A 15356-nucleotide genomic window follows, 5' to 3' on the forward strand; every position below is an offset into this window, starting at 1 on the left:
CTCACCACCCACCTCCCCCGTAGTGGTCAGAACCACCCCGCGAACCGCTTCCCCGCCCCTCGCACCCCTTACACTTGGACTCGGCCCGCCCGCGTCTTCCTGGGAGCTCCTCGGTGGTTTCCGACCCCTCCGCCAGTCCTGATCGACCCGAAGATCAACCCGAACCGGAACCTCGTGAGGAGTGCGGCGTCTTCGGCGTCTGGGCTCCCGGGGAAGAAGTCGCCAAGCTCACCTACTACGGCCTCTACGCCCTGCAGCACCGCGGGCAGGAGGCAGCGGGCATTTCCGTTTCGGACGGCTCGCAGATCGTCGTTTTCAAGGACCTCGGGCTCGTCAGCCAGGTCTTCGACGAGCAGGTCCTGCAGTCCCTGCAGGGGCACATCGCCGTCGGGCACTGCCGGTACTCCACGACCGGAGCCACGATCTGGGAGAACGCCCAGCCGATTTTCCGCACCACGGACACCGGCAGCGGCCTGTCCTTCGCGCACAACGGCAACCTGGTCAACACGGCTGAGCTGCGGGATCGCACGGTCGCCGCGGGGCTGAAGCCGCACGCCGGGCTCACCGGGTCCTCCAGCGACTCCGACCTCGTCTGCGGGCTGCTCGCCGCGAACGCCGCGGACAAGGGCATCGAGGCCGCCGCGCTGGAACTGCTGCCGACCCTCAAGGGCGCGTTCTGCCTGGTCTTCGCGGACGAGAACACCCTGTACGCGGCCCGCGACCCGCACGGCGTGCACCCGCTGGTGCTCGGCCGGCTGGAGCGCGGCTGGGTCGTGGCGAGCGAGACCGCCGCGCTCGACATCTGCGGCGCGTCGTTCGTGCGGGAGGTCGAGCCGGGCGAGCTGATCGCCATCGACGCCGAGGGGCTGCGCTCGTCCCGGTTCGCGAACCCGGAACCCAAGGGCTGCGTCTTCGAGTACGTCTACCTCGCCCGTCCGGACACGTCGATCGCCGGCCGCAGCGTGCACGCCACGCGCGTCGAGATCGGCCGCAAACTGGCCGCCGAGCACCCGGTCGACGCCGATCTCGTGATGCCCGTGCCGGAGTCCGGCACCCCGGCCGCGATCGGCTACGCACAGGGCTCGGGCCTGCCGTACGGCACCGGTCTGGTCAAGAACGCCTACGTCGGGCGCACCTTCATCCAGCCGTCGCAGACCATCCGGCAGCTCGGCATCCGGCTGAAGCTGAACCCGCTGCGCGACGTCATCCGCGGCAAGCGCCTGGTCGTGGTGGACGACTCGATCGTCCGCGGCAACACCCAGCGCGCGCTCGTGCGGATGCTGCGCGAGGCCGGTGCGCTCGAGGTGCACGTGCGGATCGCGTCGCCGCCGGTGCGGTGGCCGTGCTTCTACGGCATCGACTTCGCGTCGCGCGCCGAACTCGTCGCCAACGGCGTCGACCTCGACGGCATCCGCCGTTCGATCGGTGCCGATTCGCTCGGCTACATTTCGCTGGACGGCCTGGTCGCGGCGTCCGAACAGCCGAAGTCGCGGCTGTGCACGGCCTGCTTCTCCGGCGAGTACCCGATTCCGCTTCCCGAGGACGCGCTCATCGGCAAGCACCTGCTCGAAAGCATGGACGCCGCCGGTGGCGCGGCGACTCCGGTCAGCGCCGCCGGGTACGGTGCCGAAGACGCCGTCCGGCGTCCGTGAACCACAGCATGTCCAGTAGGGAGTCCGCTTCCGTGAGCGAGTCCACGAGCGCCACGTACGCAGCCGCCGGGGTCAGCATCGACGCCGGTGACCAGGCCGTCGAGCTGCTCAAGCCACACGCCGAGAGGGCCACGAGGCCCGAGGTGCGCGGCGGGGTCGGCGGTTTCGCCGGGCTTTTCTCCCTCAAGCTCGACAAGTGGAAAGAGCCGATCCTCGCGTCGTCGACCGACGGCGTCGGCACCAAAATCGCGGTCGCGCAGGCGCTCGACAAGCACGACACGGTCGGCATCGACCTGGTCGCGATGGTCGTCGACGACCTGGTCGTCACCGGGGCCGAGCCGCTCTTCCTGCAGGACTACATCGCGGTCGGCAAGGTCGTGCCGGAAAAGATCGCGGCGCTGGTCGGCGGCATCGCCGAGGGCTGCGTTCAGGCGGGCTGCGCGCTGCTCGGCGGCGAGACGGCCGAGCACCCCGGCCTGATGGGCGAGCACGACTACGACCTGTCGGCCACCGGCGTCGGCGCGGTCGAGGCGTCCGCGCTGCTGTCGCCGGAGAAGGTCCGGCCCGGGGACGTCGTGCTCGCGATGGGCTCGTCCGGGCTGCACTCCAACGGATACTCGCTGGCCCGGCACGTGCTGCTGGACATCGCGCGCATGCCGCTGGACGGGCACGTCGAGGAGTTCGGCCGCACCCTCGGCGAGGAACTGCTCGAACCCACCAAGATCTACGCGAAGGACTGCCTCGCGCTGGTCGCCGAGACCGAGGTGCGCACGTTCGCGCACATCACCGGCGGCGGCCTCGAAGCGAACCTCGCCCGCGTGATGCCGCGCGGTCTCGTCGCGCAGCTCGAACGCGGCACGTGGACGCCGGCTCCGGTGTTCGCCCTGATCGGGCAGCGCGGCAAGGTCGAGCGCGCGGAGCTGGAGAAGACATTCAACATGGGCGTCGGCATGGTCGCGATCGTGTCCTCCGAGGACGTCGACCGGGCGCTGGCGGTGCTCACCGCGCGGCACGTGCCCGCGTGGATCCTCGGCGACGTCCAGCCCGCTGAAGACCCGGACGGCCCGCGCGCGGTGCTGTCCGGCGACCACCCGCGGTTCTGAAAGCCGCTTGCCCTGCCTTGAGACACTGAGGACATGGCGGAGGACGTACGCGTCGGCGCCCGGTTCGTGATCCCGGGCGCCGAACTGCGAGAGCGGTTCTCCCGGTCTTCGGGCCCGGGCGGACAAGGCGTGAACACGACGGACTCGCGCGTCGAGCTGTCGTTCGACGTCGCGGGCTCCGCCGCGATCCCGCCCGCGCTGAAGGAACGCATCACGGCCCGGCTGGGCAACCGGCTGGTCGACGGAGTGCTGACCATCGCGGCCAGCGAACACCGCTCCCAGCTGATGAACCGGGACGCGGCCCGCGAGCGGTTGGCTGAGATGCTGACGAAGGCTTCCGCGCCACCGCCGGCCAAACGGCGTCCCACCAAGCCCTCGCGAGGCTCGAAGGAACGCCGATTGGCAGCGAAGAAACGCCGCAGCGACGTAAAACGCGGCCGCGGCGGCCGGTACGACGATTAGCCTTGTTGATCACTGCGGGTGAAGGCTTGTCTTGCGATATCGCTGAACTGCCTTCTTGTGACTCCTTTTCCGTCTTCGCTATTTCTGGTGAGTGACGCGATCTCCTGAACGGCGAATTCCCGCTGAAGTCGATTTCGACCACCTCGATCCCGCGGTTGCCGAGGACGTTTACGCACGTCTCGGCGTTATCCGGCGGCTCTGCCCAGTGGCCAAAAGCTCCGCGCACGGCGGGTTTCACCTGCTGACCGGCTACGACGAGATCCGGGAGGCGGCTGGCCACGGCGAGATATTCAGTTCGTATGTGCATGGCCTAGGCGCTGCGGATGTCGTAGCCGAAGAAGCGGGATCTGACGGCAATCCGCCGCCGAGAGCGCCATTATTTGAATTCGACGGCCAGGCGCACATGGCTTGGCGTCGTATTCTCCGGCCTTATTTCACGCCGACGGCAGCGAAGGAACACGAGTCACTCATCCGGCGGTTGTGCCGGGAGACGCTCACCGGATTTGCCAAGCAAGGTCGGGCCGACCTGGTGACCGCATACACGCAAGTGGTTCCGCCGCTTGTCGTCGCGGCATTGCTCGGCGTTCCGGAAAGCGGACGGGAACTGCTCGCGGAACACGCCAAGCGACTGGTCGCCGCCGAAAGCCGGGAGGAAGCAGAGAAGCGTGGTCGGGAGTACGCGAAGCTCCTGCTCGGACACATCCGTGAACGTGCTGGCGTGCCGCGGGACGACATGCTGTCCGACGTGATCCACGCTGACCTCGGCGCGCCGGTCAGCGAACGGCAAGTGCTTCGGTTCGCGGCGCTGATGGTCGCCGCCGGGCAGCTGACCACCACTGACGCGGCAGCCACGATGGCGCTGCTGCTCGCCGAGAATCCCGACCTGCGTGATCGGGCGCGGGACAGTCCCAAGGTGCTGGAGGAGTTCATCGAGGAGGCGGTTCGGTACGAGCCGGCGGTGGCGGCGACCGGCCGGGCGGTCACGCGGCCGACGACGCTGGGCGGAGTGCGGCTCGACGCCGGGGATCGGGTGCTGCTCGCCTGGGGAAGCGCCAATCGCGACGAGCGGCACTTCAGCGACGGCGACGTCTTCCGGCCGGAGCGCGGGCGGACGCGGCCAGCGCATCTCGGCTGGGGTGCCGGTGCGCACCGGTGTCTCGGCCGGCACCTCGCCCGGCTCGAGTTGCGAGTCATGTTGCAGGAACTGCTTGCGGCACTGCCGAATCTGCGGCTTCAAGCGGATGCCCAGCCTCGGCGCACCTACGGCGTAATCCGCGGGGTGCGGGAGGTGGCGGTCGAGTGGGAGACAACCAGTTGACGGTTCCTTGCCGCCGCAACGGCTGTGCGGTTGCGGCGGCAAGGACCACGTCTTAGCTCAGCGACACGTGCACACACTCACCGGCAACGCGATACCCGGCACGGCGATACACCGTCCCAATTCCCACATCCCCTGGCGTCAGGAACGCCGTGCGCGCACCGCGTTCGTGGGCGAGGCGCGTTAGGTGTGCGGTGATTGCCGCTGCGATGCCTTGTCCGCGGTATTCGGCGGCGACGGCGATGCCGACGATTTCCGTTGCGCCAGCGACGATATCCAGTGCAATCCCGCCGCCCACCATGGTTTTCCCGTGTTCGGCGAGGACGGTCAGATAGTCGCGGTTGCGTTCGACATCGGCGTCGGACACCTCGGGCGGTTCTCCGAAGGCGACGTTCTGCACAGACCGCAGGCGGCGGAATTCGTCGTCTGACACGGGCTCGCGCAGTCGAATGTGTTCCGGCGCAACACAATCAACACGCTCTTCGGCGCCGCAGGTCATCACCGGTACCCGCCGTTCCACCGTGAACCCCGCGGCGAGGAGGGCTGCCTCGACGTCCGGAGCGGCTTCGGTGAAGAACTCCAGCCGGGGCAGGAGGTTTCGTTGCTGGTAAGCGGAAATCAGGAGAGCGATCTCGGCTGACGAGGGCTTCGCGCCGTCGTCGGGGATGGCATAGTTCGCCATCGGATGGGAGGTGTCCTGGGCGAAAGTCGCCAGGAACGGGCCGATTCGTTCGACACCGCGACCGATCGGTGCGGTCGCGCGGACGTATGCCTGAAGGGCGGACATCTCGGGTGGAAGCCTTTCGGGAAGAGGGCAGCACAAGAACCGGGCAGCAAACCCGACGCCAGGCACGCAGGCCGAACAGCTCAGGCCAGACCGCGACCGGAGCGGGCCGTGGCGGAGCACATAGGCATTCCTTCGTCCGAAACGAACTTCCCGTTCATCGTCTCAGACGCGGCAAGCGAATAACGGGCTCAGCGCACGGCGGCGCGAGCCTGGTCCACGATCCGAGCCAGGTGCACGCCCCGCCGGACGTCACAGGGATGGGTGGTCGTTCCGCTCGCCACCATGGCGGCGAAATCGTCCAGCAGCGCGGTGTACGCCTCGTTCGCCGTGCCGGTGCGGCCGAGGGTGCGGAAGCCGTGCTCGCCGAAGACCGAATACTCCACCACTGTCGGCATTACCGGCAGGCGCAGGCTGAGGGTCGCGGTGCTGGTGATGCCGCCCTCGTGTTCGAGCAGCAGTTGCCACAGGTCTTCGGGACCGCGATGGGCGGCGAGGACGTTGGTGATCGGGCCGAGGGCGGCGTCGAGCAGGTCGAACGCGTGCGGGCCGATGTCGGCGAGTGCGCCGCCAGCCGGATCCTGCCGCCACGCTGAGGTCGAGTATTTGCCGTCCAGCAGCGCGCCCGACAGCCACCGCACGCTGCCGCCTCGCCAACCGCCGGCGGCGGTGACGCCGTCCAGCCAATCGCGCGTCTGCTGGGCGAACCGCAGCGTCAGCATCACCAGCGAGGCGACGCCAGCGGACGTCACGGCGTCGGCGAGACGCTGCGCCGTGGCCAGGTCGGCGGCGATCGGTTTCTCGAGGATCAGGTGCTTGCCCGCCTCCGCGGCCCGAACGGCCAGCTCGGCCTGCACGGTCGGCGGCACGGCGAACGCAAGCGCGTCGACCTGCTCGAACAACTCATCCAGATCGCTGGTGGGCACCGCGTCGTACGCCTGCGCCAGCGCGGCGGCGGCTTCCGGCCGGCGGCTCCAGACAGCACTGAGCACGGTCCCTGGATGATCCGCGAGCCCGGGGGCGTGCACCGTGGTGGCCCACGGTCCGGTTCCGACGAGGCCGACGCGCAGCTGATCCTGTCCCACGCCCGGAAGTGTAGGTGTGTCCGCGGTCGCTTCCGGCGGGGCCTGCGGTGCGTTAACGTCGACAAGTTCTTCGCCACGAACGGGGGAAGCCGGTGAGAATCCGGCGCTGGCCCGCAACCGTGAGCGGCCCCGGGGAGGGACCGCGAGCCGGATCGCCCGCCGTGGTCCGATCGATGCGAGGTACATCTGACATGCGGTTCGTGCACGCGCGGCACTGGGGGCGAGTCCTCGCCGGCTGCGCTCTTCTCGTCGCTACCGGTTTGGGCGGGGCGTCGTCCGCCTCCGCGACCACGCCCGGCAAGGGCACTGACGGCTATTGCCAAGACGATAACGGCGTCACGGTTGTCGTTGATTTCCAGGGGCTAGGCGGCGAAACTCTCGTCCGGTGCGCCCCTGGCAAGCAGGAAAACGGCGTCACAGCCCTGCAAAACGCGGGCTTCGAGCTCACTGGCGCGGGCAAGTACGGCTTGGCGGTGATGTGCAAGATCGAGGGCAAACCCGCGGACCAGACTTGCACCGGGATGCCGCCGGAGAAGGCGTCGTGGAGTTTCTGGACCGCCACCAACGGCGGCAAGTGGGAATCGGCGCAGGTCGGCGCGCAGAGCTGGAAGCCACCGGCTGGTGCGTTCGAAGGCTGGTCGTTCGCGATCGGCAAGTCCTACACCGAGTATCCGCCGCCCCGTACCGAGCCGGTCCGCAAGGCCAACGCGCCCGCTCCGGCACCGGCGTCCACTTCGGACAGTGGCTTCCCGTGGGGCCTCGTGATCGGCATCGTGGTCGTCGTGCTGCTCGTGGTGGCCGGGACGGTCGTCGCGATGCGTCGCAGGCGTGCCGCGGAGTAGTCCGCGAGCGCTCCATCCCGGCGCGTGGTGGGTGTGGGCGCTCGCGCTCGCCGTCGCGGCGAGCCGGACCACGAATCCGGTTCTGCTCGCGCTGGTGATCGCGGTGGCCGGGTTCGTCGTGGTGCTCCGCCGCGGTGACGCACCGTGGGCGCTGGCGTTCCGGATGTACGCCTGGGTCGCCGGGGCGATCCTGCTGTCGCGCGTGCTGTTCCGGATCCTGATCGGCGGCGAGGACGGCGGCCACGTCCTCTTCACGCTGCCGACCATCCCGCTGCCGAGCGTCGCGGCCGGCATTCAGCTGCTCGGTCCCACTTCGGCCGAGGAGCTGCTGGGCGGCCTGTACGACGGGCTCCGCCTGGCCACGATCGTGCTCTGCGTCGGTGCCGCGAACGCGCTGGCGAACCCGAAACGCCTGCTCAAGGCCGTGCCCGGAGCGCTCTACGAGGTCGGGACGGCGGTAACCGTCGCGCTGTCCGTGGCTCCGCAGTTGGTCGAGAGCGTGCAGCGGGTGCGTCGCGCGCGTCGGCTGCGCTCCGGGAAGACGCGCGGGCTGCGGTTCGTGAAGGGGATTTTCGTGCCGGTCCTCGCCGACGCCATGGACCGGTCGCTGCAGCTCGCGGCGGCCATGGATTCCCGAGGCTACGGACGGCGCGGCTACCTCTCGCCGCGCGTCCGAATCCTGATCGCGACCTGCGTGCTGGCCGGTCTGGTCGGCGTCGCGGTCGGGGTCTACGGCGTGCTCGACGGGTCGGCGTCGTGGCTCGGGGTGCCGATGTTGATCGCCGGGCTCGTACTGGCGGCCGCCGGATTCGTGCTGGGCGGACGGCAGATCCGGCGCACGACCTACCGGCCTGATCCGTGGCGGTTGCCGGAAACGCTGGTCGCGCTGTGCGGCGTCGCGACCGCGGTGCTCGTGCTGCTCGCCGACCCGGTTGCGCTCGTCACCCCGGCCAGCCCGCTGACCTGGCCGGAGCTGCCGCTGCTGCCGACCGTCGCGGTGCTGATCAGTGTGCTGCCCGCTTGGTTCGCGCCGCGTCCGGCGCTGGTGTCGGAGGTGGTCCGGTGATCGAGTTCTCGCACGTCAGCGTCACGTACGACGGGGCGGACCGGCCAGTGCTCCGGGACGTCCACCTCACGGTCGAGGAGGGCGAACTCTGCCTGGTCGCCGGACGCACTGGTGTCGGCAAGTCGACATTGCTCGGCGCGATCAACGGCTTGGTCCCGCATTTCACCGGCGGCACGCTGGCCGGGCGAGTCAAGGTCGCCGGACTCGACACCGCGACGCATCCGCCGCGCGAACTGGCGTCGGTCGTCGGCGTGGTCGGGCAGGATCCGCTGGCCGGATTCGTCACCGACACCGTTGAAGAAGAACTCGCGTACGCGATGGAGCAGCTCGCGGTCGCGCCGGACGTGATGCGCAAACGCGTCGAGGAAACCCTGGACCTGCTGGGCATCGCCGAACTCCGCGACCGTCCACTTCGGACGCTTTCGGGCGGGCAGCAGCAACGCGTCGCGATCGGCGCGGTGCTGACGGCGCACCCGAGCGTGCTGGTGCTGGACGAACCGACCTCGGCGCTCGACCCGACCGCGGCCGAAGAAGTCCTGGCCGCGATCACGCGCCTGGTGCACGACTTGGGCACCACGGTCGTGGTCGCCGAGCACCGGATGGAACGCGTCGCGCAGTATGCCGACCGCCTGCTCTACCTGCCCGGCGACGGCACCGTCGTCTCCGGGCAGCCGGCGGAGGTTTTCGCCGAGACCGACGTCGCCCCGCCGATCGTGGAGCTGGGCAGGCTCGCGGGCTGGTCGCCACTGCCGCTGTCGGTCCGCGACGCCCGTCGGCTCGCCCGCCCGCTCCGGGAACGCCTGGCTGAGCGCCGCCCTGCCCAGGCTGCGGAAAGCTCTGGCGAAGCGGTCCTGACCGCGAAGGCCGTGCGGGTCCGGTACGGCGGCGTGCACGCGGTCCGCGGCGTTGACCTGCGACTGAACCGCGGCGAGGTCGTCGCGCTGATGGGCCGGAACGGTTCGGGCAAGTCCTCGCTGCTGTGGGCGTTGCAGGGCAGCGGACCCCGGTCGGACGGCAAGGTCGACATCCTCGGCGCGGACCCGAAGACGCTTCGGTCCCGAGCCGCCCGTACGCGCGTCGGCCTGGTCCCCCAGACCCCGTCTGACCTGCTGTATCTCGATTCGGTCGGGGCGGAATGCCGACAGGCCGACGTCGAGTCAGGGGTCGACGCGGGCACCGCGCGGAACCTCCTCGACCGCCTCGTGCCCGGCATCGACGACGACACCAACCCGCGCGACCTGTCCGAGGGCCAGCGACTTGCCTTGGTCCTGGCCGTGCAGCTCGCCGCCGCGCCGCCGGTCGTGCTGCTGGACGAGCCGACCCGCGGCCTGGATTACCCGGCGAAACGGCACTTCGCGACCATCCTCGCCGACCTGGCCGCCGAAGGACACGCGGTGCTGCTGGCCACCCACGACGTCGAGTTCGTCGCCTCCGCCGCACACCGCGTCGTCGTCCTCGCCGAGGGGGAAGTGGTCGCGGACGGCTCGACCGCGGACGTCGTCGTCGCGTCGCCCGCCTTCGCTCCGCAGGTGGCGAAAATCCTCGCGCCGGAGCCATGGCTGACTGTGGACCAGGTAGCGAAGGCGCTGGCGTGACCGATTTCCTGGGGCCAGCCGTCCGAATCCGGCTTCGCACGGCGCTGGTGCTGACGGCGGCCGTCGTGGTCGGGCTGGCGATGTTCTGCTGGCCGCTGCTCGCCCGCAGCACCGTCGGGACGTCCGCGCACACGACGGACGCGCCGTTCGTGTTTCTCGTGACGCTGCCGGTGCTGATCTTGATCGTGCTGGCCGAACTGTCCAGCGGCGGACTCGACGCGAAGGCGCTCGCGCTGCTCGGCGTGCTGTCCGCGGTGAACGCCGCGCTGCGTCCGCTCGGCGCGGGCACCGGTGGGATCGAGCTGGTGTTCTTCCTGCTCGTGCTGGCCGGACGGGTCTTCGGACCGGGTTTCGGGTTCGTCCTCGGTTCGACGTCGCTGTTCGCGTCCGCGCTGCTCACCGGTGGGGTCGGGCCGTGGCTGCCGTTCCAGATGCTGGCGTCGTCACTGGTCGGCCTGGGCGCGGGGCTGCTGCCGCGCCGGGTGAAGGGCCGGTGGGAGATCGCGATGCTGGCGATCTACGGCGTGGTCGCCGCCTACTTCTACGGCCTCGCGATGAGCATGTTCACCTGGCCCTTCCTGGCGAACCACACGGCGCTCGACTTCATCCCAGGCGGCCCGCTCGGCGAGAACCTGCACCGGTTCCTGGTCTTCACCGTGCTGACGTCCACCTTGGGTTGGGACACCGGCCGCGCGCTCACGAACCTCGTCGCGATCATCGTGCTGGGCCCGGCGATCCTGACGGTGCTCCGCCGTGCCGCGAGACGAGCGGCGTTCAGCTGAGCGACTGGCCGACCTGGTCCAGCACCTCGACGAGCTGAGCCATCCCGGCCGCGTTCGGGAAGTGGGAGGTGTCGATGTCGTGCACCTCGAACTGGTTGCCGGGCGTATGCGCGTCAGCCTCGGCGATCATCCGGTCCTGCAGGGCGGGCGGCACGAGGCGGTCCTGGAGATGCCGGACGTAGAACCGCGGGACGCGACCCCACCGTTCCGGCGTGCCGCGCGAGTCGGTGGCACCGCGACCGAGGATGTCGTCCGGAGCCATCGCGTTGAGCAGGGCGTAGAACTCGCCGTCGGTGGCGTCCGCGCAGAGCGCCGCCTTCGCCGCCGTCAACGCCTCAGCCGAGGAGGACCGCCAGTTGAAGCGCATCGCCCCGACCACCGCCGGGTCGGCCGCGATGAATCCGAGCATCGCCCCGGCCTGTGACGACGCGGCCTCGGGCGTGGCCAGGTACTCGTCCGGGGTCGGCAGGTCGACACAGCAGAACGCGGCGTCGTAGACCAGCGCCGACACCAGTTCCGGGACCTCCTCGGCGACGAGCGTGACCAGCGCGCCACCGATGCTCGAGCCCACCAGCACGACCGGACCCAGCTCCGCGGCCCGGCGCACGACGTCCACCGTGGTCGCGACCTGGTCGGCCACGGTCACGCCGGCCAGAGCCGACGGTTCGGTGGCGAACGCGCCGAGATCCTGCGGCGCTTGGTAGGCCAGCCGGAACTGCTGCTCCGGCTGTGGCACCCCGACCCCGCGGTATCCGCGCAGCACGAGTTCAGGCGGGGCGGCGGACACGCCGTTGGCACCGGCGGCGAAGACGAACGTCGAGGTCATGCCGCTCAGTCAAGCGACCTGCCCGGCCTCGCACAGCGGGGAAAGGTTGTTCAGGCGCGCAACAAAAGTCAGGAGTACGAGTAGAACCCGCGGCCGGTCTTCTTGCCGAGCAGCCCCGCGTCGACCATGCGCAGCAGCAGCGGCGGCGACGAGTACAGCGGCTCCTTGAACTCCGCGTACATCGAGTCCGCGATCGCCTTGATGGTGTCGAGGCCGATCAGATCGGACAGCCGCAGCGGACCCATCGGGTGCGCCGTGCCCAGCTCCATCCCGCGGTCGATGTCCTCGGCCGAAGCGAAGCCCGATTCGATCATCCGGATCGCCGACAGCAGGTACGGCACCAGCAGCGAGTTCACGATGAACCCGGCCCGGTCCTGCGATCGGATCACCGTCTTGCCCAGCGCGCCGGTGGCGTGCTCCTCGGCCCGGCGGGCGGTCTCCTCGCTGGTCAGCAGCGACGGGACCAGCTCGACCAGCGGCAGCACCGGCACCGGGTTGAAGAAGTGGATGCCGACGACCTGCTGCGGACGGCCGGTGGCCATGCCGAGCTTCATGATCGGGATCGACGACGTGTTGGACGCGAACAGCGCGTCCTCGCGCTCGACGATCTTGTCCAGCTGCCGGAACACGTCGACCTTGGCCTGCTCCTGTTCCAGGATGGCCTCGACGACGAGATCGCGGTCGGCGAACTCGGCGAGGTCTGTGGTGAAGCGCAGCCGCCCGAGCGCCGCCTCGGCGTCCTCCGCGGCCAGCTTGCCGCTGCGGACGCCGCGTTGCAGCGACTTCTCGATGCGCGCCTTGCCCGCGTCGAGGGCGGGCTGGTTCACCTCGGTGACCAGCACGTCCAACCCGGACCTGGCGTGCACCTCGGCGATGCCGGAGCCCATCAGCCCTGCTCCGACCACACCTACTCGTGCGATGTCGCTCACCCGTCCAACTCCTTCGTCACCTCATCGGCAGCAGCAAGAAAACGGGCAGCACACAACGCACGAGGGCGTCTCGGACTAGGTCCGATTCCGCCCTCGCGTGTCGTGTGCCTGCGTCAACGGCGGTACTCGTCGTACCCGTCGTCGTACGGGTCCTCGTACCGCTTGTCGTCCTCGTGGTTGTCCGAGGAACTACTTGACAGCTCGCGCTGCAAAGCATCGAAATCGGTGTCGTGGGAGCTGTACTTGAGCTCGCGCGCCACCTTCGTCTGCTTGGCCTTAGCCCGGCCGCGCCCCATGGCTCGACCCCCTCGCACAGGGGCGGGGCGGCCGGGGGAATCGGCGGCCCCGCATCGTCTCGACAGTTCTTTCCTGCTGACACCGTACCGTGTCCCGGGGGTTGGATGCGACGTGGCACGGTGTGCTCGTCGCGACAGTGTCCGCCGGACGCCGGTTACCGGCACGTCGATGCCGATCGGCCCTGGTCGGCGTGCCACGATGCTCGGGTGCTCCGACCCTTCGTGGCCTATCTGCGGGTGTACGAACCTTTGCGCGCCCTCGGCGATCCTCCGGCGAAACAGCTGGTCGAGGCCGTTTCCGCGGGCGGGCTCAGCCGGATCGGGATCGGCGAACGCGAACAGTGGATGTGGCTCAAGTCACAAACGGCCGCGCCGGCGCGGCTCCTGCCCGCACAGCTGCTCGACGGACGGCCCTCGTCGAGCCTCGTCACCGACGTGCTCGTGCTCGACCCGGCCGACGTCCCCGCCGGCCACTCAGCCGAGGGGCCGTTCGCGTGCCCGCTCGAACTGCGCGCCCGGTCGGCCGCGGCGTTGAGCACCTTCCTCGCCGACGTGGAGCCGGCGTTGCGAATCGCGATCCTCGAGGCAGGCGGCGTGACCGCGGACCAGGCCCGCGCGCAGACCAAGGCCGCGATGTCCGACCTCACCGCCGCCGCGGCGCACACCCTCACCACGACCTGGACCGTCCCGCTGCCCTGGTTTTCGCTGGTCGACCCGGACGAGCGCAAGCTGGTGCTCGGCAGCGGTCCTGCCGACCCGGTGCGAGAAGCGTCCTGGCGCACCCCGATGTCGGCCGCGCTCCGGCGCGCGTCCGAGGCGGGCGAGCTGATCGAGACGACGTTCGGCGACTCCGGACCCGGCCGCGTGCTCTCGCAGACCCGGCAGTGGCTGGAGAGCTTCGACCCGGACTCGGTCGTCGAGCTGGACTACGGCGGTCTCGTGCAGCTGTTCGCCGACTCGCTGCTGGACGCCGACTCCACCGCGGAGGAGGTCCACGACATCCTGGACGCGCTGCGCACCGGGAACGTCGAGGAGCTGGCTGAGCTGTTTTCGCAGCTGCGCGAGTTCTGGGGCGACCTCGCGGCTAAGGAGCACTCCAACTGACCCGCAGCTCGCCTTGCGGTTGGCCGCCGCCGAGGACCGGCGGGTGGGCCAGGTCGGACAGCTCTTCCGGGGCCTCGATGCCCAGGCGGGCGAGCACGGCCATGGCCAGCGGAGCCAAGGCCCGCTTGTTGCCGTCCGCGATCTTGATCGCGCACGCGGTTCCGTCACCCAGCGCGAACGCCAGGACACCCTCAGCGCCGCTCTTCGCCAGGAGCCCGGGCACGGCCCGCATCAGCCGGGTGTCCTCCCGGCCGGAGCCCGCGACCAGCCACGGGTGCGCGCGCATCGCGTCGGCGACCCGGCGTTCGTCAGTGCCCGGCTCGGCCTGAACGAGCCGGCCGAACGACCGCGCGAGGCCGGTCGGCGAGAACGCGAACAGCGGCGCGCTGCACCCGTCGACCCCGACCGCGGCGATGGACTCGCCAGTCAGCTCCTCGACCGTCTTCGCGAGCTGGACCTGCAGCGGATGGTCCGGCTCCTGGTAGCCGTCGGTCTCCCAGCCGTTCGCGACGCAGGTGGCGAGCATCGCGGCGTGCTTGCCGGAGCAGTTCATGGTGATCTTCCGCGGCTCGTCGGCCGCGCGCCGGGCGTCCTCGCCGATCGGCAGCTCGGGCGGGCAGGCCAGCGCCGCCGGATCGAGCCCGGCACCGGACAGCATCGCCGCGACGCGCTCGACATGTCCGGTTTCGCCGGAATGCGATGCACAGCCCAGCGCCAGGTCCGCGCCGTCGTAGCCGAGCCCGGCGCGGAGCATTCCGACGCCCTGCAGCGGCTTGTTCGCCGACCGGGGGAAGAACGGGCTGGTCACGTCGCCCGCGGAGAACTGGACGGAGCCGTCCGGCGCGGTGACCACGAGGCATCCGCGGTGGACGCTCTCGACGAATTCGTTCCGGACGACCTCGACAAGGATCGGCTGGCCGGTCATTCCTCGGCGCGCCCCAGTTCGCTGTCCAGCAGCTGGTCGACAGTGGCCGCGCCGCTGCTGTAGCGCCCGGCGATCTCGGCGTTCAACGTGTCCATCACGGTCTGGACCTGGCGGCGGAAGGACGACACGGACGCTTCCTCGGCCGCGTAGGTGTCCAGCGCGGCGGCGAGCTTGTCGTCCGAGAGCGAGCCCACGTCGGTGAGCCCGGTGTCGCCGATCAGCGCCTCCGCGTGTCTGCGGTGCTCGCCCGCACGGGACGGTTCGAGCTGCTGGTGGCGGCCCGAACCGGCGGCCGGCCCGAGCGCGTTGTCGGCGAGGATCGACGCGAGCCGGTCGACGATGCTGGCTTCCCCGCCGGACGAGCGGCGCTCCTGTTCGGCGCGCACGATGTCGATGCGGGCGTGCAGGAGCCGGCGCAGGTAGGACAGGTCCGTCTCCTCCTGCGCGGCCTCGTCGCGCCGCTCGCGCAGCACCGGGAGCGGCAAGTCGCCCAGTCCGGTGAGATATCCCGGGCCGAGGACGCGGTCGATCCGTCGTCGCCCGCCGGGACGCACTTCGATCACGGGCACATCCTGCTCCACATTCGGTGA

General features: G+C 70.1%; 16 protein-coding genes and 1 riboswitch. Of the genes, 9 read left to right on the forward strand and 7 right to left on the reverse strand.

From position 1 onward, the window contains the following. Positions 1 to 113: 113 nt before the first annotated feature. The 4 genes from purF to H5411_RS47700 all read left to right on the forward strand — a co-directional run bounded on the left by purF (position 114) and on the right by H5411_RS47700 (position 4535). Positions 114 to 1652: an amidophosphoribosyltransferase gene (gene purF / locus H5411_RS21315; RefSeq protein WP_101436975.1), complete on the forward strand. Its 1539-nt coding sequence runs from the start codon at positions 114 to 116 to the stop codon at positions 1650 to 1652. Positions 1653 to 1684: 32 nt separating this feature from the next. Beyond that, entirely contained in the window at positions 1685 to 2755 is a 1071-nt protein-coding gene (gene purM / locus H5411_RS21320) for a phosphoribosylformylglycinamidine cyclo-ligase (RefSeq protein ID WP_101436976.1), read from the forward strand. Between the two features lie 33 nt (positions 2756 to 2788). Beyond that, positions 2789 to 3217, forward strand: a complete 429-nt coding sequence (arfB, locus tag H5411_RS21325; RefSeq protein ID WP_183124812.1) for an alternative ribosome rescue aminoacyl-tRNA hydrolase ArfB — start codon at positions 2789 to 2791, stop codon at positions 3215 to 3217. A gap of 529 nt (positions 3218 to 3746) precedes the next feature. Next, positions 3747 to 4535, forward strand: a complete 789-nt coding sequence (locus H5411_RS47700) for a cytochrome P450 (RefSeq protein ID WP_312878505.1) — start codon at positions 3747 to 3749, stop codon at positions 4533 to 4535. Between the two features lie 52 nt (positions 4536 to 4587). On the opposite strand, the gene H5411_RS21335 is transcribed toward H5411_RS47700, so the two are convergent. Together H5411_RS21335 and H5411_RS21340 are read right to left on the reverse strand one after the other, a co-directional pair. Next, a complete protein-coding gene (locus H5411_RS21335) occupies positions 4588 to 5319 on the reverse strand; it encodes a GNAT family N-acetyltransferase (RefSeq protein WP_183124814.1) in 732 nt (243 codons plus the stop codon). A gap of 188 nt (positions 5320 to 5507) precedes the next feature. Then, the gene (locus tag H5411_RS21340; protein ID WP_183124815.1) at positions 5508 to 6401 is read right to left on the reverse strand and encodes a Gfo/Idh/MocA family protein; all 894 of its coding nucleotides are present in this window, start codon (positions 6399 to 6401) and stop codon (positions 5508 to 5510) included. A gap of 28 nt (positions 6402 to 6429) precedes the next feature. Further along, a riboswitch (cobalamin riboswitch) is annotated at positions 6430 to 6577 on the forward strand. A gap of 15 nt (positions 6578 to 6592) precedes the next feature. Between H5411_RS21340 and H5411_RS21345 the strand changes: the two genes are divergently transcribed. From H5411_RS21345 to H5411_RS21360, 4 genes are read left to right on the forward strand one after another with little or no spacing between them, the layout of a single operon-like run. Further along, positions 6593 to 7243 (forward strand): hypothetical protein, encoded by a 651-nt coding sequence (locus tag H5411_RS21345; RefSeq protein ID WP_183124816.1) that lies wholly within the window; start codon positions 6593 to 6595, stop codon positions 7241 to 7243. Continuing rightward, positions 7230 to 8309 carry a CbiQ family ECF transporter T component gene (locus H5411_RS21350; protein ID WP_183124817.1) on the forward strand — a complete coding sequence of 360 codons (1080 nt, stop codon included), beginning with the start codon at positions 7230 to 7232 and terminating at the stop codon, positions 8307 to 8309. The genes H5411_RS21345 and H5411_RS21350 overlap by 14 nt, the downstream gene beginning before the upstream one ends. Further along, positions 8306 to 9904, forward strand: coding sequence for an ABC transporter ATP-binding protein (locus tag H5411_RS21355; protein WP_183124818.1), 1599 nt, complete (start codon positions 8306 to 8308; stop codon positions 9902 to 9904). Before H5411_RS21350 ends, H5411_RS21355 begins: the two co-directional genes overlap by 4 nt. After that, positions 9901 to 10686: an ECF transporter S component gene (locus tag H5411_RS21360; protein WP_183124819.1), complete on the forward strand. Its 786-nt coding sequence runs from the start codon at positions 9901 to 9903 to the stop codon at positions 10684 to 10686. The genes H5411_RS21355 and H5411_RS21360 overlap by 4 nt, the downstream gene beginning before the upstream one ends. Here H5411_RS21360 and H5411_RS21365 read toward each other — a convergent pair. From H5411_RS21365 to H5411_RS21375, 3 genes are all read right to left on the reverse strand, one after another. Then, positions 10679 to 11512 (reverse strand): alpha/beta fold hydrolase, encoded by an 834-nt coding sequence (locus H5411_RS21365; RefSeq protein WP_183124820.1) that lies wholly within the window; start codon positions 11510 to 11512, stop codon positions 10679 to 10681. The genes H5411_RS21360 and H5411_RS21365 overlap by 8 nt on opposite strands. Positions 11513 to 11580: 68 nt before the next feature. Next, complete coding sequence (locus H5411_RS21370) at positions 11581 to 12441, reverse strand: 3-hydroxybutyryl-CoA dehydrogenase (protein ID WP_183124821.1); 861 nt, start codon at positions 12439 to 12441, stop codon at positions 11581 to 11583. Positions 12442 to 12554: 113 nt separating this feature from the next. Next, positions 12555 to 12737, reverse strand: coding sequence for a DUF3073 domain-containing protein (locus H5411_RS21375; protein ID WP_037353984.1), 183 nt, complete (start codon positions 12735 to 12737; stop codon positions 12555 to 12557). 207 nt (positions 12738 to 12944) lie between these two features. Between H5411_RS21375 and H5411_RS21380 the strand changes: the two genes are divergently transcribed. Then, the gene (locus H5411_RS21380; RefSeq protein WP_183124822.1) at positions 12945 to 13841 is read left to right on the forward strand and encodes a hypothetical protein; all 897 of its coding nucleotides are present in this window, start codon (positions 12945 to 12947) and stop codon (positions 13839 to 13841) included. Here H5411_RS21380 and H5411_RS21385 read toward each other — a convergent pair. Continuing rightward, complete coding sequence (locus H5411_RS21385; protein WP_183124823.1) at positions 13822 to 14766, reverse strand: asparaginase; 945 nt, start codon at positions 14764 to 14766, stop codon at positions 13822 to 13824. The genes H5411_RS21380 and H5411_RS21385 overlap by 20 nt on opposite strands. Next, positions 14763 to 15329 carry an RsiG family protein gene (locus H5411_RS21390; RefSeq protein ID WP_101440956.1) on the reverse strand — a complete coding sequence of 189 codons (567 nt, stop codon included), beginning with the start codon at positions 15327 to 15329 and terminating at the stop codon, positions 14763 to 14765. Before H5411_RS21390 ends, H5411_RS21385 begins: the two co-directional genes overlap by 4 nt. Positions 15330 to 15356: the final 27 nt, after the last annotated feature.

This window comes from Amycolatopsis echigonensis (assembly GCF_014174495.1).
Lineage (GTDB): Bacteria > Actinomycetota > Actinomycetes > Mycobacteriales > Pseudonocardiaceae > Amycolatopsis > Amycolatopsis echigonensis.

Bases quoted from the DNA above. Each gene is read 5' to 3' on its own strand.
- arfB (WP_183124812.1), top strand. From the start codon at position 2,789: ATGGCGGAGGACGTACGCGTCGGCGCCCGGTTCGTGATCCCGGGCGCC.
- H5411_RS21335 (WP_183124814.1), bottom strand. From the start codon at position 5,319: ATGTCCGCCCTTCAGGCATACGTCCGCGCGACCGCACCGATCGGTCGC.
- H5411_RS21345 (WP_183124816.1), top strand. From the start codon at position 6,593: ATGCGGTTCGTGCACGCGCGGCACTGGGGGCGAGTCCTCGCCGGCTGC.
- H5411_RS21365 (WP_183124820.1), bottom strand. From the start codon at position 11,512: ATGACCTCGACGTTCGTCTTCGCCGCCGGTGCCAACGGCGTGTCCGCC.
- H5411_RS21375 (WP_037353984.1), bottom strand. From the start codon at position 12,737: ATGGGGCGCGGCCGGGCTAAGGCCAAGCAGACGAAGGTGGCGCGCGAG.
- H5411_RS21385 (WP_183124823.1), bottom strand. From the start codon at position 14,766: ATGACCGGCCAGCCGATCCTTGTCGAGGTCGTCCGGAACGAATTCGTC.